24 protein-coding genes and 1 tRNA gene are annotated in these 25,264 nt (G+C 64.5%); 8 read left to right on the forward strand and 17 right to left on the reverse strand.

Annotated features, from left to right (window positions below; translation table 11 throughout):
• Positions 1-379: 379 nt before the first annotated feature.
• The 6 genes from QX071_RS29585 to QX071_RS29610 all read right to left on the reverse strand — a co-directional run bounded on the left by QX071_RS29585 (position 380) and on the right by QX071_RS29610 (position 3,946).
• A complete protein-coding gene (locus tag QX071_RS29585) occupies positions 380-1,330 on the reverse strand; it encodes a 2-hydroxyacid dehydrogenase (protein WP_315705628.1) in 951 nt (316 codons plus the stop codon).
• A 90-nt stretch (positions 1,331-1,420) separates the two neighbouring features.
• Positions 1,421-2,113: a 50S ribosomal protein L1 gene (gene rplA / locus QX071_RS29590; RefSeq protein ID WP_315705627.1), complete on the reverse strand. Its 693-nt coding sequence runs from the start codon at positions 2,111-2,113 to the stop codon at positions 1,421-1,423.
• Positions 2,114-2,119: 6 nt separating this feature from the next.
• The gene (gene rplK / locus QX071_RS29595; RefSeq protein ID WP_011088164.1) at positions 2,120-2,548 is read right to left on the reverse strand and encodes a 50S ribosomal protein L11; all 429 of its coding nucleotides are present in this window, start codon (positions 2,546-2,548) and stop codon (positions 2,120-2,122) included.
• 231 nt (positions 2,549-2,779) lie between these two features.
• Positions 2,780-3,337 (reverse strand): transcription termination/antitermination protein NusG, encoded by a 558-nt coding sequence (gene nusG, locus QX071_RS29600; RefSeq protein WP_315705626.1) that lies wholly within the window; start codon positions 3,335-3,337, stop codon positions 2,780-2,782.
• Positions 3,337-3,528, reverse strand: a complete 192-nt coding sequence (secE, locus tag QX071_RS29605; protein WP_315705625.1) for a preprotein translocase subunit SecE — start codon at positions 3,526-3,528, stop codon at positions 3,337-3,339. The genes nusG and secE overlap by 1 nt, the downstream gene beginning before the upstream one ends.
• 342 nt (positions 3,529-3,870) lie before the next feature.
• Positions 3,871-3,946: transfer RNA gene (locus tag QX071_RS29610), tRNA-Trp, on the reverse strand.
• A gap of 150 nt (positions 3,947-4,096) precedes the next feature.
• Between QX071_RS29610 and QX071_RS29615 the strand changes: the two genes are divergently transcribed.
• A complete protein-coding gene (locus QX071_RS29615; RefSeq protein ID WP_315705624.1) occupies positions 4,097-5,320 on the forward strand; it encodes a serine hydrolase in 1,224 nt (407 codons plus the stop codon).
• Between the two features lie 129 nt (positions 5,321-5,449).
• On the opposite strand, the gene QX071_RS29620 is transcribed toward QX071_RS29615, so the two are convergent.
• Positions 5,450-6,217, reverse strand: a complete 768-nt coding sequence (locus tag QX071_RS29620; protein ID WP_315705623.1) for an SDR family oxidoreductase — start codon at positions 6,215-6,217, stop codon at positions 5,450-5,452.
• 125 nt (positions 6,218-6,342) lie between these two features.
• Positions 6,343-7,050 (reverse strand): histidine phosphatase family protein, encoded by a 708-nt coding sequence (locus QX071_RS29625; RefSeq protein WP_315705622.1) that lies wholly within the window; start codon positions 7,048-7,050, stop codon positions 6,343-6,345.
• 149 nt (positions 7,051-7,199) lie between these two features.
• Here QX071_RS29625 and QX071_RS29630 point away from each other — a divergent pair, with 149 nt between their 5' ends.
• Both QX071_RS29630 and argE read left to right on the forward strand, forming a co-directional pair.
• Positions 7,200-7,985 carry an SDR family oxidoreductase gene (locus tag QX071_RS29630; protein ID WP_315705621.1) on the forward strand — a complete coding sequence of 262 codons (786 nt, stop codon included), beginning with the start codon at positions 7,200-7,202 and terminating at the stop codon, positions 7,983-7,985.
• Positions 7,986-8,940: 955 nt separating this feature from the next.
• On the forward strand, positions 8,941-10,137 hold the full coding sequence (gene argE / locus QX071_RS29635; protein WP_315705620.1) for an acetylornithine deacetylase: 1,197 nt from the start codon (positions 8,941-8,943) through the stop codon (positions 10,135-10,137).
• Positions 10,138-10,241: 104 nt separating this feature from the next.
• Here argE and QX071_RS29640 read toward each other — a convergent pair whose 3' ends face one another.
• The 3 genes from QX071_RS29640 to QX071_RS29650 form a co-directional block, all read right to left on the reverse strand.
• Complete coding sequence (locus tag QX071_RS29640; RefSeq protein ID WP_315705619.1) at positions 10,242-10,397, reverse strand: hypothetical protein; 156 nt, start codon at positions 10,395-10,397, stop codon at positions 10,242-10,244.
• Between the two features lie 154 nt (positions 10,398-10,551).
• On the reverse strand, positions 10,552-11,610 hold the full coding sequence (locus QX071_RS29645) for a phosphotransferase (RefSeq protein WP_315705618.1): 1,059 nt from the start codon (positions 11,608-11,610) through the stop codon (positions 10,552-10,554).
• Between the two features lie 218 nt (positions 11,611-11,828).
• On the reverse strand, positions 11,829-13,061 hold the full coding sequence (locus QX071_RS29650; protein WP_315705617.1) for an acyl-CoA dehydrogenase family protein: 1,233 nt from the start codon (positions 13,059-13,061) through the stop codon (positions 11,829-11,831).
• A gap of 266 nt (positions 13,062-13,327) precedes the next feature.
• Between QX071_RS29650 and QX071_RS29655 the strand changes: the two genes are divergently transcribed.
• Positions 13,328-13,999, forward strand: coding sequence for a TetR/AcrR family transcriptional regulator (locus tag QX071_RS29655; protein WP_315705616.1), 672 nt, complete (start codon positions 13,328-13,330; stop codon positions 13,997-13,999).
• Here QX071_RS29655 and QX071_RS29660 read toward each other — a convergent pair.
• Both QX071_RS29660 and QX071_RS29665 read right to left on the reverse strand, forming a co-directional pair.
• A complete protein-coding gene (locus tag QX071_RS29660) occupies positions 13,992-15,221 on the reverse strand; it encodes a CaiB/BaiF CoA-transferase family protein (protein ID WP_315705615.1) in 1,230 nt (409 codons plus the stop codon). The genes QX071_RS29655 and QX071_RS29660 overlap by 8 nt on opposite strands.
• Positions 15,222-15,411: 190 nt before the next feature.
• The gene (locus QX071_RS29665) at positions 15,412-17,511 is read right to left on the reverse strand and encodes a HAMP domain-containing methyl-accepting chemotaxis protein (protein WP_315705614.1); all 2,100 of its coding nucleotides are present in this window, start codon (positions 17,509-17,511) and stop codon (positions 15,412-15,414) included.
• 415 nt (positions 17,512-17,926) lie between these two features.
• On the opposite strand from QX071_RS29665, the gene QX071_RS29670 reads away from it, so the two are divergent.
• Positions 17,927-18,481 carry a hypothetical protein gene (locus QX071_RS29670; RefSeq protein WP_315705613.1) on the forward strand — a complete coding sequence of 185 codons (555 nt, stop codon included), beginning with the start codon at positions 17,927-17,929 and terminating at the stop codon, positions 18,479-18,481.
• Between the two features lie 111 nt (positions 18,482-18,592).
• On the opposite strand, the gene QX071_RS29675 is transcribed toward QX071_RS29670, so the two are convergent.
• A complete protein-coding gene (locus QX071_RS29675; RefSeq protein ID WP_315705612.1) occupies positions 18,593-19,339 on the reverse strand; it encodes an NUDIX hydrolase in 747 nt (248 codons plus the stop codon).
• Between the two features lie 94 nt (positions 19,340-19,433).
• On the opposite strand from QX071_RS29675, the gene QX071_RS29680 reads away from it, so the two are divergent.
• Positions 19,434-20,486, forward strand: a complete 1,053-nt coding sequence (locus QX071_RS29680; protein WP_315705611.1) for an SPFH domain-containing protein — start codon at positions 19,434-19,436, stop codon at positions 20,484-20,486.
• Positions 20,470-21,405 carry a sugar kinase gene (locus QX071_RS29685; protein ID WP_315705610.1) on the forward strand — a complete coding sequence of 312 codons (936 nt, stop codon included), beginning with the start codon at positions 20,470-20,472 and terminating at the stop codon, positions 21,403-21,405. The genes QX071_RS29680 and QX071_RS29685 overlap by 17 nt, the downstream gene beginning before the upstream one ends.
• Positions 21,406-21,430: 25 nt before the next feature.
• Here the strand turns inward: QX071_RS29685 and QX071_RS29690 are convergent, their stop codons facing one another.
• From QX071_RS29690 to QX071_RS29700, 3 genes are all read right to left on the reverse strand, one after another.
• On the reverse strand, positions 21,431-23,332 hold the full coding sequence (locus QX071_RS29690) for an alpha amylase C-terminal domain-containing protein (RefSeq protein WP_315705609.1): 1,902 nt from the start codon (positions 23,330-23,332) through the stop codon (positions 21,431-21,433).
• Positions 23,333-23,412: 80 nt separating this feature from the next.
• Positions 23,413-23,784, reverse strand: coding sequence for a tRNA-binding protein (locus QX071_RS29695; protein WP_315705608.1), 372 nt, complete (start codon positions 23,782-23,784; stop codon positions 23,413-23,415).
• A 234-nt stretch (positions 23,785-24,018) separates the two neighbouring features.
• The gene (locus tag QX071_RS29700) at positions 24,019-24,411 is read right to left on the reverse strand and encodes a hypothetical protein (protein ID WP_315705607.1); all 393 of its coding nucleotides are present in this window, start codon (positions 24,409-24,411) and stop codon (positions 24,019-24,021) included.
• A gap of 159 nt (positions 24,412-24,570) precedes the next feature.
• Between QX071_RS29700 and QX071_RS29705 the strand changes: the two genes are divergently transcribed.
• On the forward strand, positions 24,571-25,221 hold the full coding sequence (locus tag QX071_RS29705; protein WP_315705606.1) for a Crp/Fnr family transcriptional regulator: 651 nt from the start codon (positions 24,571-24,573) through the stop codon (positions 25,219-25,221).
• Positions 25,222-25,264 lie beyond the last annotated feature (43 nt).

Consider the following 25,264-nt stretch of genomic DNA (forward strand, 5'->3'; position numbering starts at 1 on the left):
AATCCGGTCTTCACCCGTCTATGCAGGCCATCAGATTAAGCCTTAGAGAATATTCGCATATTCTCGCGGGCGCCTGCAGTCTCGGACAGGATCGGGGCCGCTCGGCAAGCCGAAAGGCCCCTGACTCGCACGCCGCAAAAGAGAACGACCATCCTTCCTTTCGGGTGATCCGCGAGGGACGTCCTGAAAGGAATGATCTCCTGTTCGTCTCTATTCGGAATGCGAGCGTGGACGTGCCAGCCAAGCCAGCACGTCCGGAGCGCGGTATTTAGCCGGTCTCCACCGACTTGCCAAGAGCAAAATTCACACCAGTTCGGGGGCCAGCGGCTCGGGCGCCCAACACGTTCGGACCGCCAGCCTGCGCGCAGGCCATCTCGTGTCACTTGACCGGGAACGGCAACCTCTCCCCGGCAAAAAACGCCTTCAGATTGGCGACGACACAGCCCTGCATGGCGACATGGGATTCCCGCGTATTGCCGCCGATATGCGGGGTCAGCACCACGTTCGGCAGTCGCGTGAGTTCGTCAGGCGCATGCGGCTCGATTTCGAACACATCCAGCCCGGCGCCGGCGATCGTATGATCGGTCAGGGCAGCAACCAGCGCAGCCTGATCGATCACCGAACCGCGAGAGATGTTGACGACATAGCCATCGGCGCCGAGCGCCTTGAGGAGATCCGCATCGACGGCATGATGCGTCTCCGCGCTGGCCCGGACTGCGATCATCAGCACGCTGCACCATTCGGCGAGCGCATCGAGGCTGGGCAAATACCGATACGGCAGGTCGTCGTAGCGGGTACGGCTGAAATAGCCGATGTCGGTCTCGAAAGCCGCGAGGCGCGCCGCGATCTTGCGGCCGATCTCGCCCATGCCGTAAACGCCGACCTTGCGGCCGGACAGGCCTGACGGCGGCCTCATCAGCGGCGACGGCTTGGCCGCAACCCAGTCGCCGCTGCGCACATAGGGATCGATGATCGGAAGCCGCCGCATCGTCGCCAGCAGCAACATCAGCGCGACGTCGGCGACCGACGAGGCGTTGGCGCCCGGGCTATTACCCACCACGATGTTGCGCGCGGCGGCAGCCTTCAAGTCCACGCCATCGTAGCCGGTGCCGTAGCAGATGATCGCCCCGAGCGCCGGCAGCCTGTCCATGTCTGCCGCGCGCAACGGCGTGCCGCCGGCGGTGATCAGCGCGCGAACCTGCGCCAATTCCTCGGCGGCAAACACTTCATTGGCCGGCTTGCCGGCGGTGTCGAGCAGGTCGAAATCCGCAGAGAAACGCTGGGTCAGGGATTTGGGAAGGCGGGAGTAGATCAGGACTTTGTCGGGCATGGCGCTCTCGGGTATCGCGCTCTTCAAAAAGCAAGAGCGGGACCAGTTGCCCGGCCCCGCTCTCAAACTCTCACATGATGTGCCGCCAAATCAGGCGAGCACGGTGCCCGGCTCGACCTTGACGCCCGGGCCCATCGTCGAGGACACCGCGACGCGCTGGACATAAGTGCCCTTGGCACCGGCCGGCTTCGCCTTCACCACCGCGTCCGCGAGCGCCTTGATGTTCTCGACCAGCTTCTCCTCGGAGAACGAGGCCTTGCCGACGCCAGCCTGGATGATGCCGGCCTTCTCGACCCGGAACTCGACAGAGCCGCCCTTGGCCCCCTTGACCGCACCGGTGACGTCCATGGTCACGGTCCCGATCTTCGGGTTCGGCATCATGCCGCGCGGACCGAGCACCTTACCGAGACGGCCGACCAGCGGCATCATGTCGGGGGTGGCGATGCAGCGGTCGAAGTCGATATTGCCGTTCTGCACCTTCTCGACCAGATCCTCCGCGCCGACCACGTCGGCGCCGGCGGCCCTGGCCTCGTCCGCCTTGGCGCCGCGCGCGAACACGCCGACGCGCAGGGTGCGGCCGGTGCCGTTCGGCAGCATGACTACGCCGCGAACCATCTGGTCCGCATGGCGCGGGTCGACGCCGAGATTGATCGCGACCTCGATGGTCTCGTCGAACTTCGAGGTTGCGCGCTCCTTGATCATCTTGATCGCCTCGGGAAGCGCATAGAGCTTCGTGCGGTCAATGCCCTCGCGGGCGGTCTTCAAGCGTTTTCCGATCGCCATGGCGCCTTACCCCGCAACTTCCAGACCCATCGAGCGGGCCGAGCCCTCGACCATCTTCATGGCCGATTCGATGGTGTCGCAATTCAGGTCCTTCATCTTCTTCTCGGCGATCTCGCGCACCTGCGCTTTGGTCACCTTGCCGGCCTTGTCGCGGCCCGGAGCTTTCGAGCCGGACTGGATCTTGGCGGCCTGCTTCAAGAAGTAGGACATCGGCGGGGTCTTCATCTCGAAGGTGAAGGACCGGTCCGCGTAGATGGTGATGATCACCGGAATCGGGGTGTTCTTCTCTTCCTTCTGGGTCTGCGCGTTGAACGCTTTGCAGAACTCCATGATGTTGAGACCGCGCTGACCGAGCGCGGGGCCGATCGGGGGCGACGGGTTCGCCGCCCCGGCCGGGACCTGCAATTTCAGGTATCCCGTTACTTTCTTTGCCATTATTCAATCTCCAATGCGCCCGCGCTTTGCCTGTTACGGACGCCCGCTGCGGGAAAACCCGCGGCGATGGTTTGGGACCGTGGTGCGGCACGCTTGGCTCCGGCTGGCAATGCCGGCCGCGCCTCCCACGAGCGAAATGCCCCCGACACCGGTCGAGAGCGAAGGGCGCCCGATACACGAGATCGGGCGAAAAGGAAAGTCTCAAGCAGGACGGGATGCCCTGCTCCCAGCTTAGCCGGCGATCTTCTCGACCTGGTTGAACTCGAGTTCGACCGGGGTCGCGCGGCCGAAGATCGACACCGCGACCTTCAGGCGCGAACGGGCCTCGTCGATTTCCTCGACCACGCCGGAGAACGAGGCGAACGGGCCGTCGGCGACGCGGACGTTCTCGCCGATCTCGAACGAAACGGTCGATTTCGGCCGCTCCACACCTTCCTGCATCTGGTTCAGGATGCGCATCGCCTCGCCTTCGGAGATCGGCATCGGCTTGTTCTCGGCGCCGAGGAAGCCGGTCACCTTGGGCGTGTTCTTGATCAGGTGGAACGCCTCGTCGGTCAGCTTCATCTTCACCAGCACATAGCCGGGGAAGAACTTGCGCTCGGCATCGAACTTGCGGCCGCGCCGCACCTCGGTGACCTTCTCGATCGGCACCAGCACCTGCTCGAACAGGTCTTCCAGCCCGCGCTGCTTGGCCTGCTCGCGGATCGATTCAGCGACCTTCTTCTCGAAGTTCGAATAGGCGTGGACGATGTACCAGCGCTTGTCGGCGGTTTGCGTTGCGGTTGCCATCAGTGAATGCCCAACACGAGGGTGATGAGATAACGAATGATCTGATCGGCGGCGAAGAAGAAGACCGAGGCGAGCGCCACCATCACGAACACCATGATCGTGGTGATCATCGTCTCGCGACGGCTCGGCCAGGTGACCTTGGCGGTCTCCGAGCGCACTTCCTGCAGGAATTTGAACGGGCTGGTGGCCATCGTGGGGTCCGCGTGGTCTTCAGACGATCAGGTCTTCGGACGATTAAAGAGTTTGCATGGAATCCGAACAGTGCTTTTTGAACAGCCGTCTTTGGCCCACCCTCGTTTCGAGAGATGAGCCGGGAATCGGGCTCGCTTGTTCGGGGAGTGAAAAGCCGCGCCGGAAATCCGCTTTTCTCACGGGCCGGCAGCAGGTTGCGCGATATCTACTGGCAGATGGGCCCAAGGTCAAGATATGGGCATGCGCAAGGCCGCTTGCGCCCGTCTCGTTCACAGCGCGAACCGATCTTTCGCCTGCGCGACCCGATTCTTTGAAAGCTGGGCTTAAGTGCTTGATCTCGCTGGCAGGAGTGGAGAGGCTCGAACTCCCAACCCCCGGTTTTGGAGACCGGTGCTCTACCAATTGAGCTACACTCCTAGCGAACCGGGACTGCGTCGCCGGTTCGCGCTCGTTGAAGCATAGTCGCAGCCCCGAATGCAAGGGTGCAATGGGCCAAATCCGCTGTTCAAACCACAGCATCTCGGCCAGACTTGATGCAAGCCGACAATAATATCCAAGGGAGAGACCATGACTGTGCCCGCCGCCCGCCCCGCTTCGAGTGCCCGCCCGCAGCCACTCCCGGAAGCGCGACCCGAGCAGCTCGGCCTCTCCGCGGCCCGGCTGCAGCGGGCCTCGGATGCCTTCAAGCGCGAGGTCGACAAGGGAACCGTGCCCGGCGTGACCCTGCTGGTTGCCCGCCGCGGCCAGATCGGCTGGTTCGACGCCATCGGCCGGCAGAGTCCGGCTTCCCATGCGCCGATGGCCCGGGATTCGATCTTCCGCATCTTCTCCATGACCAAGCCGATCGTCTCGCTCGCCATCATGATGCTGGTCGAGGACGGCGAACTCCTGCTCAGCGACCCCGTCGCGAAGTTCATTCCCGAATTCGCCGACCAGAAGGTCGGCGTCGAGACCGGCAGCGGTGAGCTGGAACTGGTCCCGCTCGAGCGGCCCATCACGATCCAGGACCTGCTGCGCCACACCTCCGGGATCGCTTACGAGCACACCGGGACCGGCCCGGTGCACCAGCTGTACCAGCAGTCGCGGGTGCGCAGCCGCAAGATCACCAATGCCGAACACGCCTCCATCGTCGCCGGCCTGCCGCTGATCTGCCAGCCCGGCGCCGGCTTCAATTACAGCCGCTCCACCGACATTCTCGGCCGTGTCATCGAGGTCGTCTCCGGCAAGCCGCTCGGCAGCCTTCTCGCCGAGCGCATCCTCGGCCCCCTCGGCATGGCGGATACCGGCTTCTATACCGAGCAGCACAATGCCGGACGTCTGGCCGAGCCGCTCGAGCGCGATCCCTGGACCGGCGAGCAGGTCCAACTCTTCAACATGATCGAGCGCCCGATCATGGAGTCCGGCGGCGGCGGGCTGGTCTCGACCGCCATGGACTATGCCCGCTTCTGCCAGATGCTGCTCAATGGCGGCAGTCTGGACGGCGTCCGCCTGATCGGCCGCAAGACGCTGGAGCTGATGGCCTCCGATCATCTGCCGCACGGCTGCAAGATCGAGGGCACGATCCTCTCCCCCGGTCACGGTTTCGGCCTCGGCTTCGCGGTGCGCAAGGACGCCGGCGTCGCGCCTTTCCCCGGTTCGCCCGGCACATTCTTCTGGAGCGGGATCGCCGGCACCTTCTTCTGGATCGATCCGAAGGAGGAGCTCACTTGCGTCTTCATGGCCCAAGGTCCCGGCCAGCGCGATTATCTGCGCACGCTCGTGCGCGATGTCGTGTATGCGGCGGTGGAGTAGTTTCGCACCTCTCTCCACTCGTCATGCCCGGGCTTGCCCCGGGCATCCAATGCTCTTCCGCGCCCGTCGCTCGACGTGGATGGCCGGGACGAGCCCGGCCATGACGGAGTACTAGGATGATCCCTACCCTCAACTGATCGTCGCGCCGCCGTCGATCACCATGGTCTGGCCGGTCATGAAGTTGCCGGCTGCCGAGCCGAGGAACACCGCGGCGCCCGCGATCTCGTCGGGGATGCCGATCCGAAGCAGCGGCGAGCGCGACGTCGCAGCCTTCAGATTGTCCGGGTTGTCCCACAGCGCCTTCGCGAAGTCGGTCTTGATCAGGCCAGGCGCGATGCAGTTCACGCGCACATTGTGCGGCCCGTACTCGCAGGCGAGATTGCGCGCGAGCTGCATGTCCGCGGCCTTCGAGATCGCGTAGGCGCCGAGGATGGTCGAGCCTTTCAGGCCGCCGATCGAGGACACGATGATCACGGAGCCGTCCTTGCGCTCGATCATCTGCGGCACGACCATGCTGATCAGCCAGTTGTTGGCGACGATGTTGTTGTCGAGGATCTTCCTGAACTGATCGTCGGAGATGCCGGCCAAGGGACCGTAATATGGATTCGAGGCGGCGTTGCAGACCAGCACGTCGATCTTGCCGAAGGCGCGGTTGGCCTCGTCGACAAGGTGCTGCAGGTTCTCCTTGCTGGAGATGTTGGCGGGAACGGCGAGCGCCCTGCCCGCGCCGTACTTGGCGTTGATCTCTTTGGCGACCTGATCGCAAACATCGGCTTTGCGCGATGAGACCACCACCTTGGCGCCGTGCTCGGCCATGCGCTCGGCGATGGCAAGCCCGATGCCGCGGGTGGAGCCGGTGATGACGGCGACCTTGCCGGTCATGTCGAACAGGGTCATGTGTGTTTCCTCCTCGTTTCTGAATGTCGGTCCGGGGCGGCGCACCAGCGACGAACCCGCAGCCTCGAACGTGTGACGCCACTCCGCGTTTAGCCCTGCGGGGCCGCCCCGAATGACGGCTCTCATCAAGCCAGCTTGCTGGTCGTCACCTCCGGCCCCGCCGGCTGATGCATCGCGGCCTGCGCTGAAGCGGCCATCCAGGGCTGCTGGTTCACCATCGGCAAACGCCAGGTGCTCAGGTCTCCGGTCGCGACATGGTCGAGCCGCGTCACCGAGCAATTATCGATATCGAAGGCCAGCGCCTTTTCGACCAAACCGCCGAGCGCAAAGCCGACCGCGGCCTTGATGGTGCCGCCATGGCCAACCGCGATGATGTCGCGGCCCGCCTGCTCGGCGCCGATCCGCACGACCGCTCCCGTGACGCGGCTGTAGAGATCCATGAAGCTCTCGCCGCCGGGCGCGGGTTGATCTATCGCGGCAAACCAGTTGCTGCCGGGCGGCCGGCTCGCCAGGAACGCCGCGCGGTTCATGCCCTGCCATTGCCCGAGATGCTGCTCGGCGAAGGCCGCTTCCTTGATCATCGTCTCAGGTTGCGGAAAGCCGGTGGCCCAGATCGCCTCCGCGGTCTGATGCGTCCGCCTCAGATTGCTCGCATACCAGACCGCGTTGCGCGGCAGGATCTTCGCCACCGCCTCGAACACGATACGGTCGCTGGTGTCGCAGGCAATGTCGGTCTGGCCGTAGATGTTGCCGCCGTCGTTGCGGACCGGAGCGTGGCGCACCCACCACCAGCGCGTGGTGACGACGGCCGGCTTATCCTGATTGTCCGACATCACGATCACTCTTCCCTGTCCAGCATTGTGGCTGTACGTGAGACGCACGGCCGTCTCAAGTGACTTCGCGCGATGGGGCACGTTTGAAACGGCGTTTGAATTCCATCGTGCGGGCAACCCGCCGGGACAACAGCGAGCAGGAGGAAAGCATGGGCCGCCTTCAAGGCAAATCGGTCATTATCACCGGCGCGGGAAGCGGCATCGGCCGCGCCGCCTCGCTGCTGTTCACCCGCGAAGGCGCCAAACTGATCGCGGTCGACCGCACTGACGGCGTCAAGGAGACGGTCGAACTGGTGAAACAACAAGGCGGCGTCGCCGAGGCCGTGCTTGCGGATGCCGGCTCCGAGGCGGACGTGATCGGCTTCGTCGACCGCGCCGTCGCCACTTATGGCCGGCTGGACGTGATCTGGGCCAATGCCGGCATTTCCGGCGGGCTGAAGCCGATCGCCGAGCAGACCGTCGAGCATTGGCAGGAGATCCTGCGCATCAATCTGATCGGGCCGTTCCTGGCGATCAAATATGCGATGCCGCACATGGTGCGGCAGCAGCGCGGCGCGATCGTCTGCACGGCATCGGTCGCCGGCTTGAAGTCGGGCGCCTCGGGCCATCCTTATGCGGCGAGCAAGGCCGGCGTGATCAGCCTGGTGCAGACCACCGCCTATTCGCTGTCCGGCACCGGCGTGCGCATCAACGCGGTGTGCCCCGGCCTGATCGAAACCGGCATGACCAAGCCGATCTTCGACGGCGCCAAGGAGCGCGGCACCGAAGGCAAGATCGGCCAGCTCAATCCGCTCAAGCGCGCCGGCCAGCCGCACGAGATCGCCGCGATGGGCCTGTTCCTCGCCAGCGACGAGGCCTCCTATGTCAACGGCCAGGCGTTCCCGGTCGATGGCGGGCTGACCGCCTCGATGCCCTATGCGGGCAAGCCGATTTAACACCGCAGCAGCTCCCCCTTCTCCAGTCGGCCCACAAAGGGGGGACCTCGGCGCGAGCGCCGTGCGCTCGTCGCCATACCGCGAAGTCTCGCGAGCAACGTAGCCGCGAGACGACAGCCTTTTACTCGCCGCCGCGACGTCATTGCGAGCGATAGCGAAGCAATCCAGACCATCCCCGCATCGGCAGTCTGGATTGCTTCGTCGCTTCGCTCCTCGCAATGACGATCCTGGAACACACACCTTCGCGTTCCCGCGGTACGATTGCGCCCGGGTGATGCTGAATCTGAAACCCTCTTCGATATCGAGGGCGCAGGGAAGACCGGGCGCCGGCTGGCGCCCATGGTCCGCGTGCAGCAAAAACGCACGCGGCAGAACCACAGGTGCAGCCGAAATCGCCCGGCCTTCCCTGCGCGATGGTTGGAACGGCTGCTTCGTGCTCTCCCTGGGGACCGGCTTTCTTGCCCCCATGCGACGACGCTTACGCGTCGCGTTGCGCAGGCATCAGCACCGGGATGCCTGGACCACACGACTTGACCGCGCGCATCAACGCTGTTCGTCCGCGTGAGATCACGCTGCAACGTCGATGCGCCCACCGCATCCCGCACCCAACGCTCGTGACGATCGCGAAGCGCCCCTCTCATCGAGGCGGGATGGCGTAAGGAAATCATAATTTCTGAAAAAGAGAAATAGAAATATTTTTCGCGCCGGGACTGGACAGGGGTGATCGCCTTGATCGGGGACGCGAATTTGGCTTCTCGGCGCACGCTGTTTGTGCTGCCCCGTCGGGCACACGAGCACATCGGCGCCACTTTCCCCCGGGAGGTGATTTGCCTAACCCGGCCGTTGGGCCGCGTATCTTTCATTCACATCGTCGATCAGCGATAATGGCGCTTCGCTATTCCTGCTTCCAGTCCTCATTGGGCGAAGGGCATACAGGCCGAGATTCCCGACGATCATGCCAAGTGAACGTACCGACCATATCAAGACACTCCTCGCCGATCTCGTCGGCTTCGACACGGTGAGCGACAAGTCCAATCTGGCGCTGGTCGATTACGTCCAAGATTATCTCGCCGGCTTCGGCCTCACCGCGCAGCGCATCGTCGATGAGACCGGCCGTAAGGCGGCGCTGTGGGTGACGATCGGGCCGGCCGACAGGCCCGGCATCGTGCTGTCGGCCCATACCGATGTGGTGCCGGTCACTGGGCAGGACTGGAGCGCCGATCCGTTCACGCTCGTCGAGCGCGACGGCCGGCTCTACGGCCGCGGCAGCGCCGACATGAAGGGCTTCGTCGCGGTGTGCCTCGCCATGGTACCGGAGATGGCGCGCGCGAAGCTGGCCTCGCCGATTCATCTGGCGCTGTCCTATGACGAGGAGGTCGGCTGCGTCGGCGTGCGCCCGCTGCTCGATGAGATCAACAAGCTCTCGGTCAAGCCGCTCGCCTGCTTCGTCGGCGAGCCGACGCTGATGCAGGTCGCGATCGGACACAAGGGCAAGCATGCGCTGCGTGCGATCTTCCGCGGCCAGGCGTGTCATTCCGCGCTGGCGCCGCACGGGGTCAACGCGGTCGAACATGCCGCCGACCTGATCACCGAGGTGCGCCGCCGCGCGCGAGAGATCGCCGCACATGGCGCACGTGACGAGCTCTATGAGGTCGCCCACACCACCCTGCTCAGCAGTGTCATCCAGGGCGGCACCGCGCTCAACATCGTGCCCGATACATGCGAGCTGCAATTCGAGGCGCGCGGGCTCGGCGTGCACGAGGCCAGGCAACAGACCGGCGAGATCGTCGCGTGGGCCAAACGCGAGATCGAGCCGGCGATGCGGCGCGGCCATGCCGACAGCGGCGTCGAATTCGAAGATATTCTCGAATATCCGGCGCTCGACATGGCGGCCGATCATCCGCTGGTGACGTTTGCCAAAACTCTCGCCGGGCGCAACAGCCACATCAAGGTGTCGTTCGGCACCGAGGCCGGATTGTTCGTGGCGATGGCCGACATCCCGAGCGTGGTGATCGGCCCCGGCGCGATCGCGCAGGCGCACAAGGCCGATGAATACGTCGAGATGGCGGAGCTGGAACGTTGCGCGGGCTTGATCGAGAGATTGATCGCGCAGTGTTCGAAGGCTGATGGACTGGATGTTTTGCGGCAGTAGCCCGGATGAGCGACAAGGACATTCGGGGAATGACCTCGCGGATCGCGCACGCGGGCTACGAACTGAAGCCCGTCATCCGTCCCGACGGGCGGACGGCAAAACCATCAGCCTGACTTGTTCATCTTCTTCACCTTGGCGTCGGTCGCCTCGATCGAGGCCGCCAGTTCCAGCACTGCTTTTGCCAGCAGGTCTGCGGCCTCCTTGGGATCCTGCGACCGTTCGGCGCGCAGCGCGTAGTTCTTGGCTGAGGAGATTGACATTGGCGACCTTTCCCACGGAAAAGCCCGCCGGGTTGAGACGGCGGGCTTCCTTACGCATTACGCTCGCGAGTCGCCCTTGCAGGCCGTCCGCGATTGACATGACCATAGCGGGCACGAGTTAAGAAAATCCTCGTGACCGTGACTGGTCCGCTGCCTACTTCGCGCCCGCCCTCTCGGCGTACTCCCACGCGGTCTTGGTCATCGGCACCATGCGCTTGACGGATTCGATCGCCTTGTCGTTGGCGGCGGTGCCGTCGCGGATGCGGCCGATAATGCCCTGCAGGATGCCGGCCAGGCGGAACAGATTGTAGGCGAAGTACCAGTTCAGATCGGGCAGCTTCATGCCGGTGGCGCTGCAATAGATCTGCGCCGCTTCTTCCATGGTCGGAATATTGAGCGCGCGATGATCGACGCCGGCCAGACCGGGCATGATCCATTGCATCAACAGATAGGTGAAGTCGGCCATGGGATCGCCGAGCGTCGACAGTTCCCAGTCGAGCACCGCGATGACGCGCGGCTCGGTGGCATGGAAGATCATGTTGTCGAGCCGGTAGTCGCCATGCACGATCGAGACGCGCTCCTGCGCGGGCACGGTGCGCGGCAGCCACTCGATCAGCTTCTCCATCTCCGGAATGTGCTGGGTCTCGGAGGCCCGATACTGCTTGGTCCAGCGGTCGACCTGGCGCGCGAAGTAGTTGCCGGGCTTGCCGAACTCGGACAGGCCGATCGCGCTCGGGTCGTACATATGCAGTTTGGCGAGCGTCTTGATCTTGCTCTCGAAGATCGCGGGCCGCTCGGACGGATCGACATGCGGCAGCGTCGGATCCCAGAACACCCGGCCCTCCTCCATCGACATGATGTAGAAGGCGGCGCCGATGACGGAATCGTCCTGGCAGAGCGCATAGGCGTGCGCCACCGGAAATCCCTGCTTGCCGAGTGCGGAAATGACGCGAAACTCGCGATCGACCGCATGCGCCGACGGCAGCAATTTGCCGAACGGCTTGCGGCGCATCACGTAGGAGCGCGCCGGGGTGTTGAGGCGATAGGTCGGGTTCGACTGGCCGCCCTTGAACTGCAGCACGGTCAGAGGGCCGGCAAAGCCCGCGACATGCTCCGCCATCCAGGCGGCGAGTTTCGCCTCGTCGAAGCGATGCCGCTCCTCGACCGGCTTGGTGCCGGAAAAATCTTCGTCCTTCCTCACGGCGTCAGCCAAGACGGGGCTCCCTGTCTCACTTAGTTCTGTGTCTCTTCGTCGATCGTCGTTCCGAGGCAGCAAGCGTAAGGTGGGCAAAGGCGCGTTCATGCATCGCGCGAAGCGCCGCGCCCACCACGGCTTGCGTCCTTGTCACGAAGCAGGTGGGCACGCTTCCGCCTACGCCCTTCGGGCTACGGCGGACGGGTCGCTTTGCCCCCCCCCTACATCTTCGTCACTCAGTGGTTCGTGTTTGCATACTTCTTGACTTCGAGCCTGGCAATGGCGCGGTTGTGCACCTCGTCCGGACCGTCGGCCAGCCGCAGCGTGCGGATGTTGGCGTAGTCCTTGGCGAGGCCCGCCTCGTCCGACACGCCGGCGCCGCCGAAGGCCTGGATCGCGTCATCGATGATCTTGAGCGCCATGGTCGGCGCCGCCACCTTGATCATCGCGATCTCGCCCTGCGCGGTCTTGTTGCCGACCTTGTCCATCATGTCGGCGGCCTTGAGGCACAGGAGCCGGGTCATCTCGATATTGGTGCGGGCCTCGCCGATGCGCTGCTCCCACACCGAATGCTCGATGATCTTCTTGCCGAAGGCGGTGCGCGACATCAGCCGCTTGACCATCTTCTCCAGCGCCTCCTCGGCCTTGCCGATGGTGCGCATGCAGTGATGGATGCGGCCGGGACCGAGCCGGCCCTGCGCGATCTCGAAGCCGCGGCCCTCGCCGAGCAGGAGGTTGCTGGCGGGCACGCGGACATTCTCCAGCAGCACCTGGGCGTGGCCGTGCGGCGCATCGTCGAAGCCGAACACCGGCAGCATCTTCTCCACCTTGATGCCGGGCGTATCCAGCGGCACCAGGATCTGCGACTGCTGCTGGTGCTTGGCGGCGGAGGGATCGGTCTTGCCCATCAGGATCGCGATCTTGCAGCGGGGATCGCCGACGCCGGACGACCACCATTTGCGGCCGTTGATCACGTAATGATCGCCGTCGCGGGTGATGCGGGTCTCGATATTGGTCGCATCCGACGAGGCCACCGCCGGCTCCGTCATCAGGAAGGCGGAGCGGATCTCACCGTCCATCAGGGGCCGCAGCCATTGCCGCTTCTGCTCCTTGTTGCCATAGCGCATCAACACTTCCATGTTGCCGGTGTCGGGCGCCGAGCAATTGAACACCTCCGAGGCCCAGGAGATGTGGCCCATCTCTTCCGAGAGCAGCGCATATTCGAGATTGGTGAGGCCGGCGCCGCGGAATTCATCGTCCTCATGCGGCGAGGGCGGCAGGAACATGTTCCAGAGGCCCTCGGCCTTGGCCTTCGCCTTCAGCTCCTCCAGGACCGGGATCACCTTCCAGCGGTCGCCCTGGGCGTCCTGCTGCTTGTAGATCGGCACCGCCGGGCGGACGTGCTTGGTCATGAAGCTGCGAACCCGCTCCAGCCATTCCTGCTGCTTCGCTGACATCGTGAAGTCCATCGGGCCCTCCTTGGGTGTTTCCTCGTCGTCTTTGGCCGCAGTGTTCGCCCGCCCTCGCGCGCCCGCAAGCCTCTATCTTGCCTGCGCCGATCACGATGCGAGCCACCGCAGCGCCGAAATGCCGCCGCGCGAAATCGCTCGCCTTGACATCACGGCCTCCTCAAACGATAGTTTCATACAAGTGTTTGAAAAGCAACTCCCCTGCTCCGCGCCGTTATCGCCTTCTCATGCGCGCGGCGGACTGAGAAAAAAGTGAGGGCTGACCCATGGCCAGCGATCAGACCCGAACCGCCATCATCGCCGCGGCCGAGCGGCTCTATGCCGAGCGCGGTTTCTCCGACGTCACCTTGCGCGACATCGTGGCGGAGGCGAACGTCAACCTCGCGGCGGTGAACTATCATTTCGGCTCGAAGGACGATTTGATCGCGGAATTGTTCGTGACGCATTCGATCGCGCTCAACCGTGCGCGGCTGCGCGAATTGCGGGCGGCGGAGCAGGAAGGCGGCGGGCGGGCCGATATCCACGACATCCTGCGCGCCCTGGTCGGCCCAACCTTGCGCGGCTGCCTGGGGCCGGAGAACCAGCGCTCCACCGCGGCGCGCTTCATGATCCGCGTCAATATCGAGTCGGTGCCGCCGATCCGCCGCATCCGCAACCGCGAGATCGACCATTTGCGCAAATTCATCGCGGCGATGGCGCGCGCCCTGCCCGGCTGCGACGAGGTCGAACTCTATTGGGGGCTGCACTTCGCGCTCGCCATGGCGCAGCAGACCGTGCGCGACAGCGAGCGGCTGACCAAATTGTCCGATGGCAAATGCGATGTCGACGATGTCGAGGCCGTGATCGAGCGCGTGGTCAAAGTCGCCGCGATGGCGCTGACGAGCGCCGCAGCCCCCGGCATGCGTGCCACGGGCCGCGCCGCCGCCAGCGTCAAATAGCGCCGCTCGCCTTCAGCGCGGCGATCCTGTCCGCGTCATAGCCGAGCTTGCCGGACAGGACCTCCTGCGTGTGCTCGCCGAGCAGCGGCGGCGCGCGATAGTCGGTGACCGGAGTCTCCGAGAAGGTCAGCGCGTTGCGGATCAGCGACAGATGCGGCTCGAACGGATGGTTGACCTTCACCTCCATGCCGCGCGAGCGCACATGCGGATCGGCGAAGACATGGGCGAAATCGTTGACCGGCCCGCAGGGGACGCCGGCCTTCTCCAATTCGTCCAGCCAGTGCTGCACGGTGTTCTTCAGGAACAGCCCGGCGAAGATCGCCATGATCTCCTTGCCGTTGACAACGCGGTCGTTGTTCTTGACGAATTTCGGGTTGGTCGCGAGCTCGGGCGCGCCCAGCACGGCGCAGGTGCGCGCGAACTGCGCGTCATTGCCGACCACCAGCATCAACTCGCCGTCCGAACAGCGGAATACGCCGGCCGGCATGCCGCCATTGCCCCAGGTGCCGCGGCGCGGCGGCGACTTGCCGTTGACGAGATAGATCTGCGCGTAATGCGACAGCGAGGCGATCACGGTATCGAACAGGCAGACGTCGATGTGCTGGCCGCCGCCGCCCTTGACGTCCCTGTGGTAGAGCGCGGCGAGAATGCCGATCGAGGTGTTCATGCCGGTCATGTAGTCGACGATCGACGGGCCGACCTTCATCGGCCCCGCGCCGGGCTCGCCGTCCATGTGGCCGGTGACGCTCATCAGCCCGCCCATGGCCTGGAAGATCGCGTCATAGCCGGCGCGCGGCGCGTAAGGGCCGGTCTGGCCGAAACCGGTCACCGAGCAATAGATCACGTCGGGATTGACCGCGCGGATCGATTCATAGTCGAGACCATAGCGCTTGAGATCCCCGACCTTGTAGTTCTCCATGAAGACGTCGCAGTCCTTGGCCAGCTCGCGGATGATGTCCTGGCCTTCCTTGCAGGCGATGTTGACCGTGACCGACTTCTTGTTGCGGTTGGCGCAGAGATAGAAGGAATTGTTGTTGTTCGCATTGCCTTCGGGGTCCGGCAGATAAGGCGGGCCGAAGGCGCGGGCGTCGTCGCCGGTGCCCGGCCGCTCGATCTTGATCACCTCGGCGCCGAGATCTGCCAGCATCTGCGCCGACAACGGTCCTGCAAGCACGCGCGTGAGATCGAGAATCTTGATGCCAGAGAGCGGCAGCGCCGACATGAACATTCCTCCGAGAGTCTTATTCCTTGTCGCGGGAACAGCGAGCGTTCTCCGCGAAGCCTCTCGCGATACACTATTTTTGGAGCAAGAGCACTGCGCTGTCGGCATGCCGCCATCCCGCTGTGCGGGACTGACCTCCGGAGCTGGAAGCGCCGAGAGTGCACGCAGGGCGGACGAAGCGCGTCCCGGCTCAGGCCACGCGCAGCTGCCCGACGAACTGATCGACGTCGCGGCGCAGATCCGCCGCCAGCAGCGCCAATGTGCTTGCCGAGTCCAGCACCTCGCCGGCCGCACGGCCGGTATCGGCAGTGGATTCGGAGACGCCGACGACATGACGCGAAAGCTCGGTCGTGCCTTCGGAGGCCTGCAATACATTGCGCGCAATCTCACGTGTCGCTGCGCCCTGCTCCTCTACGGCGGCCGCGATCGCCGAGGCGATATAATTGACGCGCTGGATCGTACTGCTGATCGCCTGGATCGCTTCGACCGATGAGCGCGTGGCGCCCTGGATATCGGTGACCTGCGCAATGATCTCCTCGGTCGCCTTCGCGGTCTGGTTCGCCAACGTCTTCACCTCGGCCGCCACCACCGCAAAACCCTTGCCGGCTTCGCCCGCACGCGCCGCTTCGATCGTCGCGTTCAACGCGAGCAGGTTGGTCTGCTCGGCAATGCCGCTGATCAAAGCCACGACATCGCCGATGCGCTGCGCGGCGTCCGACAACGCACGAACCTGCTCATTGGTCTTCTCGGCCTGCGTCGCGGCAGCACCGGCGATCGCGGTGGATTCGGAAACCTGGCGGCTGATCTCGTTGATCGAGGCCGAGAGCTCCTCCGTGGCGGCTGCAACCATCTGCACGTTGCCGGACGCCTGTTCCGACACGTTGGCGACCGACGAGGCCTTCGAGCGCCCCTGGTCCGCGATCGCCGACATCGATTGCGCGGTCGCGTTCAACTCGGTCGAAGCCGAGGCGAGCGTCCGCAGCGATGTCGTCACCGTGGATTCGAACGCCTTGATCAGCTTCTCGACCGCACTCTGGCGCCGTTCCTTGCGTTCCTGATCGGCCTCCTTTTCACCGGCCAGACGATCGCCCGCGATCAAGCTCTCCTTGAACACGGCGACGGTGCGCGACATCTCGCCGATCTCGTCGCTGCGATCGAGGCCGACCAACTCGACTGCATAGTCGCGGTCGGCGAGCCGTCGCATCGCAGCCGTCAGGTCCAGGATCGCGGCAGAGATGCGTCGTTGCACGACGAGCAGACCCGTAACCGCCACTGAAATCGCGACCAGCATCGTCACGCTGGCGGCGACGAGGCCCTGGCGCGCCGCACTGATCTGCGCCCCGGCGACAGCGACCATTTCCGCCAGCGCGGCATTGGCTGCTTCGACGCTGTAGTTCAGGATGGCGGTATTGAGTTTCGAGAGGTCGGCGAATGTGACGTCGATCCTCTGGTTGTTACGGAGCGCAGAAACGTAGGCGGCCTGCTGCGCGGCCATCGCCTGCACATCCGGCTGCTTGGAGCGGTTCACCACGTCGAGCAGCGCAGGCGGCGCATCCGGTCGCGCCGCTGCCACCAGCACTTGGCTCCATGCCTGGGCCTGCCGGCCGACATCCTCGGCGCCCGCCACGATCTCAGCCGGGCTCCACGGCTTGCCGGAGGCGGCTGCGTTCTCGATCCTTACCGCAAACAGGCCGCCGAAATTGCGCGCGGCCCAGGCAGACTGCTTGATGTTGACCATCTGGTCGACCACCGGGTCGACCAGCTTCAGCGTCTCTTCGAGATCAGCGGCGAAGACGAGGATGCCGTCGAGATAATCCTGCGCAGCCTTGCGGAAGGCGTCGGCGGCCTGCATATCGCGCGACGTCTTGGGCAGATGGATGGCTCGCTCGGCATCCGGGCGCAACGCCGCAAGACGGTCATGCGCCGCGCCCAGCGCGCCGAGCCGGTTGGCAAGCCTCGGATCGGCAAGACCGGACAGAGCCTCGAGCACGTTCCTATAAGCGCTCTCCGAAACCTGACGGTTGGCTGCGATCCGCGCATCCGCAGCGGCATCAGCCGCGCCATCGGCGACCAGCGTCGCAAGGAAGGTGCCACGTTCGATGCGGAAGCCGATCAACGTCGCGAACAATTGCTGGTCCGCAGCGGCGAGCTGCGCAACGCGCTGGGCGGCGCGATAGCGGCCGAAGGATTCCACCAGGTTCACTCCGAGACACCCGACCAAGAGCAACGCAAGTGCCCCGATGATGAAACCGAGAATGATGCGGATCGAAAGGCCGGCGAGCAGCTTCATGCTTATGTCCATTTGCGGTCAGGATTTTCCGACGGGCAATTAGTTCGCGATCAGTGTTAATTTTCTGTCTGCCGCCATCGTTTCCGCGCGCAAGGGGACGCGCTTGTTAGTTACAAGGTATCATCATCCTCATATGCCGGGCTCGCAAGAGAGCCGACATGGCTTTGCACGCATGTTCGCGTGCATATCGCGAATCAGTTCGATTCGGCTGATTCGGTCGGCGGATGCAAAACGCCTCGCCGGGAAGGTGCCAGCGCGTCGAGCGGCACGTAAATCCACGGAGGCGCCGGACTTTATTGCTTCATTATGTGTGTGACCGGCGCCAGTACATATCGGGAAACACAGCGCAAGAGCCCGTTAATTCCGGGCGATTTTACCTGCTCACAGGCTTTGATGTTTGACCTGGGAGCAAGCCATGACGTCAATCTCTGCTGCCTCTACTACCGCCTATTCGCCGCTCGACCTCTTGAAGCAGGAGCTCGCCAAGGAGGTCTCCTCCGGCAAGGTCAGTTCGTCCGACCAGACCGCGTTATCCTCGGCGCTCGACGATATCGATTCCGCGCTGAAAAGCGGCGCCGGCAGTTCGTCGTCCAGCACGAGCTCCAGCGCGCCGCCATCGCCGCAGGACATGCAGTCCAAGATCGACAGCCTGATCGACAAAGAGGTGTCGAGCGGCAAGCTCACCTCCGATCAGGCGAGCGAGCTGAAGAACGTGTTCGCCAGCGCGTTCTCAGCCGGTCCCGGCAGCGCATCCGCGGCCCAGACGAGTGACAACTCCGCCAGCACCAGCTCGAGCACGGCCTCGTCGTCATCGTCGAGCACGGATTCGGATATCGCGGATCTGTTGAAGAAGCTGCTGGCTGCCCTGCAGGATGCCAACAAGAACGCCTCCTCGTCATCCTACGGCGCGAACGGCTCGACCTCGTCGAGCACGAGCGGCACCTCGCTGGTGCTGGACTATTCGGCCTGAACCGGCTGGATAGCGATCTCCCCTCTCATCGCCTCGCAAGCGTCCGGCCGGATGGTTTGACCTCGGATCGGACGCTCTGTTGCCGAACGATCATCACGCCGCCGGCAAGGATCATTCCGGCGGATTGAACGTCCGCGTGAAGTACACTGGCGTCTTCGCCGCCTTGAGCCGGTAGAGCTGCGCCGGCCGGTTCGGTCCTTTGCGCATTTTCGCGACCGGTTCGATCAGATCCGCCGACAGCATGCGGGTGCGGAATGCGCTCTTCTCCAGCGGCCGGCCGAGCACGATCTCGTAGGTGCGCTGCAGCTCCGGCAAGGTGAACTCCTCCGGCATCAGATAGGCCGGAAGCGAGGTGTATTCGACCTTGTTGCGCAGCCGCTGCACGGCGGCCGCCAGAATCTCGTCGTGATCGAAGGCGAGCTTGACTTTGACTCGCTCTCCGAGAATCTGAAACCATTGCGCATCCGCGGCCAGCGCGCGCTCCGCCACGGAGGCCGGCATCAGCGCATAATAGGCGTGTGTGGCCGACCAGCCGCGCGGATCGCGCGCCGCGCTGCCCCAGCTTCCGAGCTGTTCGAGATAGGGACTGGCGACGCCCGTCTTCTCCTTCAGCTTGCGCGCGGCACAGGCCTCGAGATCGCGGTCCTTGGCGACATCGACGAAGCCGCCGGGCAGCGCCCAGCCCCCCGGAAACGGCTCGCTGTTGCCCTGTCCCCTCTGAACCAGCAGCACATGCAGCGCGTCCGCCTGGATGGTGAAGATCACGACGTCCACCGTGGTCAGGGGCCGCGGGAAGTCCAAGCCCGCCGCTGTCCGGCCTCTCTCCTGCTGCGCCTTCTGTCCCGGCTTCTCGGCCACGTCTGACTCCCTTCGCTTGCCGCTTGACAATAGCATGCTTAGTTGTACTGTCCAACTTACTTAGTTGGTGTGACGCACTTATAGGAGGCTTGCCATGTTCGGCATTCGTTTCATCAAGGCCCAGCCCACGACTTACCTGCTCAAATACCGCGCCGGCCAGGTGACCCAGGAAGGCGCCGGCCTCTCCACCTTCTATTACGGCCCGGTCACCTCGCTGGTCGCGATCCCGGTGGGCAGCCGCGACGCCGCCTTCATCTTCCAGGAAACCGCGCGCGACTTTCAGACCCTGACCGTGCAGGGCCATGTCACCTACCGCATCAACGAGCCGAGGAAGGCGGCCGCGATGCTGAACTTCACCCTCAGGGCGGACGGCAAGACCTATGAATCCGACGATCCCGAGAAGCTGCCGCAGCGCATCCTCGGTGCGGTGGAGGTGCTGGCGCAACAGGCGGTGAAGGAGATGACGCTGAAAGAAGCGTTGCGCGCCTCCGACCACATCGCCGATACCATCGCAAACGGCCTCAAGAGCCGCGCCGATGTCGAGGCCCTCGGCCTGGAAATCCTCGCCGTCTCCGTGCGCGCGGTGAAGCCGACGCCCGAAACCGCCAAGGCGCTGGAGGCCGAAGCGCGCGAGGCGATCCTGAAGACCGCCGACGAGGCGATCTTCGCCCGGCGCAATTTTGCCGTCGAACAGGAACGCGCGATCCGCGAAAGCGAGCTCGACACCGATATTGCAGTCGAGCAGAAAAAGCGCGCGATCCGCGAGACGCAGATGGATGCGGAGGCCAGCGTCGCGGCCAAGCAGAACGAGCTGCGCGAGGCCGGCATGGTCGCCGACATCGCGTTGGAAGGCCGGCGCAGGGATTTCGTCGAACTCAACGCCACCAACACCCGCACCCTCGCCGATGCCGAGGCCTACCGGGTAGGCGCCTTGATGAAGATCTTCGAGGGCGTCGACACCCGGGTCATCCAGGCGCTCGCTGCGAGCGGCATGCAGCCGGGGCAGCTGATCGCGCAGGCGTTCTCTGGCCTTGCCGAAAAGGCCGAAAAGATCGGGCAATTGAACGTCTCGCCGGAGCTTCTGAACGCGCTGATGGACAAGCCCGCCCAGATCGACCGGGAGGCCGCCCGTGTCCGCCGCCAATGACCGCAAGGTGGTGCTGGTCGTCAGAAAGACGCGGCTCGAGGACCTCGTCGCGAGGTTCCTCACCGCCGGGCAGGCGAAGTTCTATGTCGAGCATCTCGGCGCCGATTTCTCCGACTACGAACGCGAGCACGAGGTCTATCGGTCCGCACGGCTCCGTGCGGTGCAGACGCTGGAGCAATGGGGCCGCTACCAGATCATCGACCGCGGCTTCCTGCCCAACTTTCTCTTCGGCCCCCATGACATCGTGGTGGCGCTGGGCCAGGACGGCGTCGTCGCCAACACGATGAAATATCTCGAGGGCCAGCCGCTGATCGGACTGAACCCTGACGCCGGCCGCTATGACGGCATTTTGCTGCCGTTCAAGCCGAACGACCTCCCTACCCTGCTGCCGGAGGTCGCGGCTGACAAGCGCGCGGCGAAGGCAGTGACGATGGCGAAGGCGCGTCTCTCCGACGGCCAGACGCTGTACGCCGTCAACGACCTTTTCATCGGCGCGCGCTCGCATGTCTCTGCCGTTTACGAGATCGCGACCGGGGGCGAGCGCGAGCGTCAATCCTCCAGCGGCCTGATCGTCGCCACCGGCCTCGGCTCGACCGCCTGGTTCAAGAGCATCGTCACCGGTTCGCTGGCGATCGCCGGCAGTTTTGGCGCTCCGTCCGCGAGCGCCCATTATGACGCCCTGCCTTGGGACGCGCGCGAGCTGCGGTTTGCCGTGCGCGAGCCGTTCCCGAGCCGGAGTTCGCAAACGCGCCTGGTCTGCGGCAGCCTCGGCGCGGATGAGAGCTTGCGGCTGCGCTCGCTGATGCCGGACAACGGCGTCATCTTCAGTGACGGCATCGAGGCCGACCGGCTCGACTTCAATTCCGGCGCCGAGGCCACGATTACGCTTGCCGAACGTCAGGGCCGCCTGATCGTGTGACGGCTGCAAACCACGGCCACGGCCATCACCCCCGCGCAAACACCAACAGCCCATTGGCGGGAATCGTCAGGTGCGCCGAGCAGGGCCGGCCATGCATCGGCGGGCCTTCCGCCATCACCTCGCGGTTCTCCGCGGGATGGGCGCCCTCTTCATAATCCTCGCTGCAGAACACCAGGTGCCACGCGCCGCCGGCCGGGAAGCCGATCGCATAATCGGTCCACGCGGTCTCGTTCAGGCTCACGACCACCATCAGCACGTCATCCGAGCCCTCCGCCCAGCGCTCGAAGGCGAGCACGCGGTTGCCATCATGCACATGGACGATCGCGCTGCCCTCGCCTGACAACGCCTTCAGGCTGTGCCGAAGGCCGATCAGTTCGCGGGTGAAGCGCAGGAAATCCAGCGTCGTCTCATCGCCGCCGTCGAGCCGCGCCCAGGCGATCTGGGTGTCGGGATGCGGCGTGTCGCTCCACGATTTCTCCTCCAGGAGCTCCTGGCCCATGAACAGCATGGGGATGCCCGGCGCGGTCAGGAGCAGGCCCGTGGCGACGCGGCTGCGGCTGCGCGCATACCAGGAGCGCGACGAGAGCGCGTCGGCAAGCCGCGCGATCCGCGGCTCACGGCCGGCATAGACGATGTCGTGGTTCTCGATCGAATGCACCGCGCGGGCCCGTTTGCCAAGACTGTCGTCGGCGATCGCTTCGGCAATCGCCTGCATCGCGACCGGCGCGGTCGCGCCCCCGGCCGCAGCGTGAACAGCCGCGCGCACGCTCTCGCGCAAGCGATCGCTCCAGGTTGCGTCGAAGCCGGCGCCGCCCTCGGCATGGTCCTTCACCACCCAGGGATTGACCGGCCAGTATTCCGCGACCTGGATGGCCTCCGGCCTCTCGGCGCGCAGCGCCGCCGTCAGTTGCTGGCAAGTGGCCCAGCCGCCAAAGCGGTCCATCACGCTGACTTCGTCGAAGCGCAGGCCGTCGATGCGATATTCGCGATAGAGCGACAGCGCATTGTCGACCAGGAACTGCCGGATGTCGGCATTCCAGTAAGCGAACACCTGGCCGCCGGCCCAGCCTTGATCGGTGAAATACAGGCTGTCGTTGGCGTTGCCGTAAGGCTGGCGGTCGAAGAACCAGATGCTGTTCTCGTCGAAGCCGCCACCGGCGTGATTGTAGACCACGTCGAACAGCACGCCGATGCCGTGCACATGGCAGACATCGACCAGCGCGCGGAGCTGGTCGTCGCAATGGCGGAGCACGTCCGCGCTCTCGTAAGGCGCCTGCCCCGCCTTCACCAGGATGTCGTTGGTGCGCGCGAGGTAACCCGCAAGGTGGGCCGGGTCGGCCTCGCCATATTCCGTTTCCGGGCTGAACAGGTCGGTCCCGTTGTAGCCCATGCTGAATGCGGTCGGGAATTCCTGGATCGGCAACAGCTCGATCGCGTTGACGCCGAGCGAAGCGAGATGCGGCACCCGCTCGATCACATCGAGAAAACAGCCGTCGGGATTGCCTGGTTTCATGTCGAAAGTGCCGACATGGAGCTGATAGATCACGAGTTCGTTGAAGGCCGGCGGCTTGAAATCGACCTCATGCCAGGGAAAAGCGTACGGATTGCGCAGCACCGAACGGCAGTACGGAAACGGCGGCTCGACGGTGAGAAGACGCGCATGCGGATCGCGCTTGTAGCCAGCCGAACCCGTCCCCTCGATGAAGTACATATAGGCATCGCCGTCCCTTAAGCCCGGGATGAAGATCGCCCAAAAGCCGGCGCCGATCGGCGCCAGGCGACAGCTGTCGTCCTGGGCCCAATCGTTGAAGTCGCCGGAGACATAGACCGCCTTGGCGTGCGGCGCGAACACGCGGAACGTCGCGCCGCCCGGCACCAAGGTGCCGCCCATCGGGGATTGCAGCAGGTGCAACTGTCTTAGAGACATGCGTGAGCCGACACTGGAGAGCGGCAGGTTAGCACGAGCGACAGTAGTATCCACGATCTTTGTGACTTACGGTTGAAGGATCAGAAAAGGCGGGCGCCGTTGGGGACGCGCTGATCGGGCGCGAACAGCACCACATGGCCCTGCTCGTCCGGAAAGCCCAAGGTCAGCACCTCCGACATGAACTTGCCGATCTGTCGCGGCGGAAAATTGACGACGCCCGCGACCTGCCGGCCGATCAGCGTCGCGGGGTCATAATGCTGCGTGATCTGCGCACTCGAGCGCTTGATGCCGATGGCCGGGCCGAAATCGATCGAGAGCTTCAGGGCCGGCTTGCGCGCTTCCGGGAACGGCTCGGCCGCCACGACGGTGCCGACGCGGATATCGACGGCGAGAAACTGGTCGAAGGAGATCTGTGGCGCCGCGGGCGCGGCGGGATCGTGGGAGAGGTGCATGGCGGACTTCTCGATGGGGGGCGCGACGCAGAACATGTGCCGCTTTGGCTCGGATGACTTTCATAGTGGCCGGCCGAGGATGTGACAATGCGTGTGCCGATGCGATCGTGGCGCCCGCGGTTGCGCAAGACGTATGACGGAGGCAATCCGCTGGCGCGCGGTCTGATCTATGTGCGAGAACGGCACCCAACGCTTGCAAGCGCGTGCCCGCCGCCCGGCCGATAGCGGACTGCGCTATTTCAGGCGATAGCTGGCATGGCAGCTCACACAGGCGGCCATGACCTCGCCGAGCGCTCCGAGGGCGGGCTTCAGGTCGCCTGCCACTGCGGCGTTTTGCGCTTCGATGGCAAAGCGACTGGCCGCCTTATGCATCGCTGTTCCGGCATCCTGCATGCCTTGCGGCATAAACTTCGCAACCTCAGCGGCTCCATGCAGCCGCAACGAACTCATGCCCAGCCTCTCCTCGGCGATCTTTCCCGCCGTCTCCGGCTCGTTGCGGGCCAGCGCGTCGTTGATCTGCTGGAGCGCGAGGAGGTGATCGCGCATGTTCGCGGTGGTGTGGTCGACCAGCTCCGGCGGAAACCTGACGAACTCGCGCGCGTCGGCTTCGGACGAGCCGTGGTCCATATGGTCATGATGCATCTGATGCTGGGCGCCGGCATATCCGACCGACAGAACCAGCGTCCCCGAAACCAGGAGAGCGAGTCTAGCGCGCATGACGAATTTTCCCGATGGACGGCTTGAAGGATAGCAACGAGACGACGCCTCGCATATGATCACGATCATATGCCCATCGAGAAAACCCCGAACGAGACCCGGGCGGCTCCAGTCCTCGATTGGAAGTCCCTGACGCTCGGATCGCCCGTGCTGGCTGCGCTGCCCGGACCTGCCCGGCGGGTGACGCGATTGCTCGATATCCCGCGCCATGCTTCGGTATTCAACCAGGGCGACCATCCCAAGGCCATGTTCTTCGTGCTTTCAGGAGATGTGCGGCTTGTCCGCCGATCAAGCTCCGGCGGAGAGACCATCCTTCAGCGGACGCGACGCGGCTTTCTCGCCGAAGCCAGCATCGATCAGCCGGCCTACCATTGTGGCGCGATTGCCGCGGAGCCCTCGACCGTGCTGGCGATCCCGCGAGGGGCCTTCAGCAAGGCGCTATCCGTCGAGGCGTTCCGCGACGGGTGGATTGCCCATCTGGCGCGCGAGCTTCGCAGGGTGCGCGCTCATTCGGAACGATTAAGCCTCAAGACGGCAAGGGAGCGCATCCTCCATTTCATCGAGACCGAGGGCGAGCGAGGTGCGATCGACCTGAAACAATCCAAGAAGGACTGGGCGGCAGAACTCGGACTGACCCACGAGGCGCTCTATCGCACGCTCGCGCAGATGGAGAAGCGCGGCGAACTAATTGTCGAGCATTCCCGACTGACCGTGCGATGACGCGACGTCGCTGCATGCTGAACAGCGCGGCCGCCCGTCTCGC

The sequence above is a fragment of the Bradyrhizobium sp. SZCCHNS1022 genome, from assembly GCF_032484835.1.
In the GTDB taxonomy this organism is placed as follows: domain Bacteria; phylum Pseudomonadota; class Alphaproteobacteria; order Rhizobiales; family Xanthobacteraceae; genus Bradyrhizobium.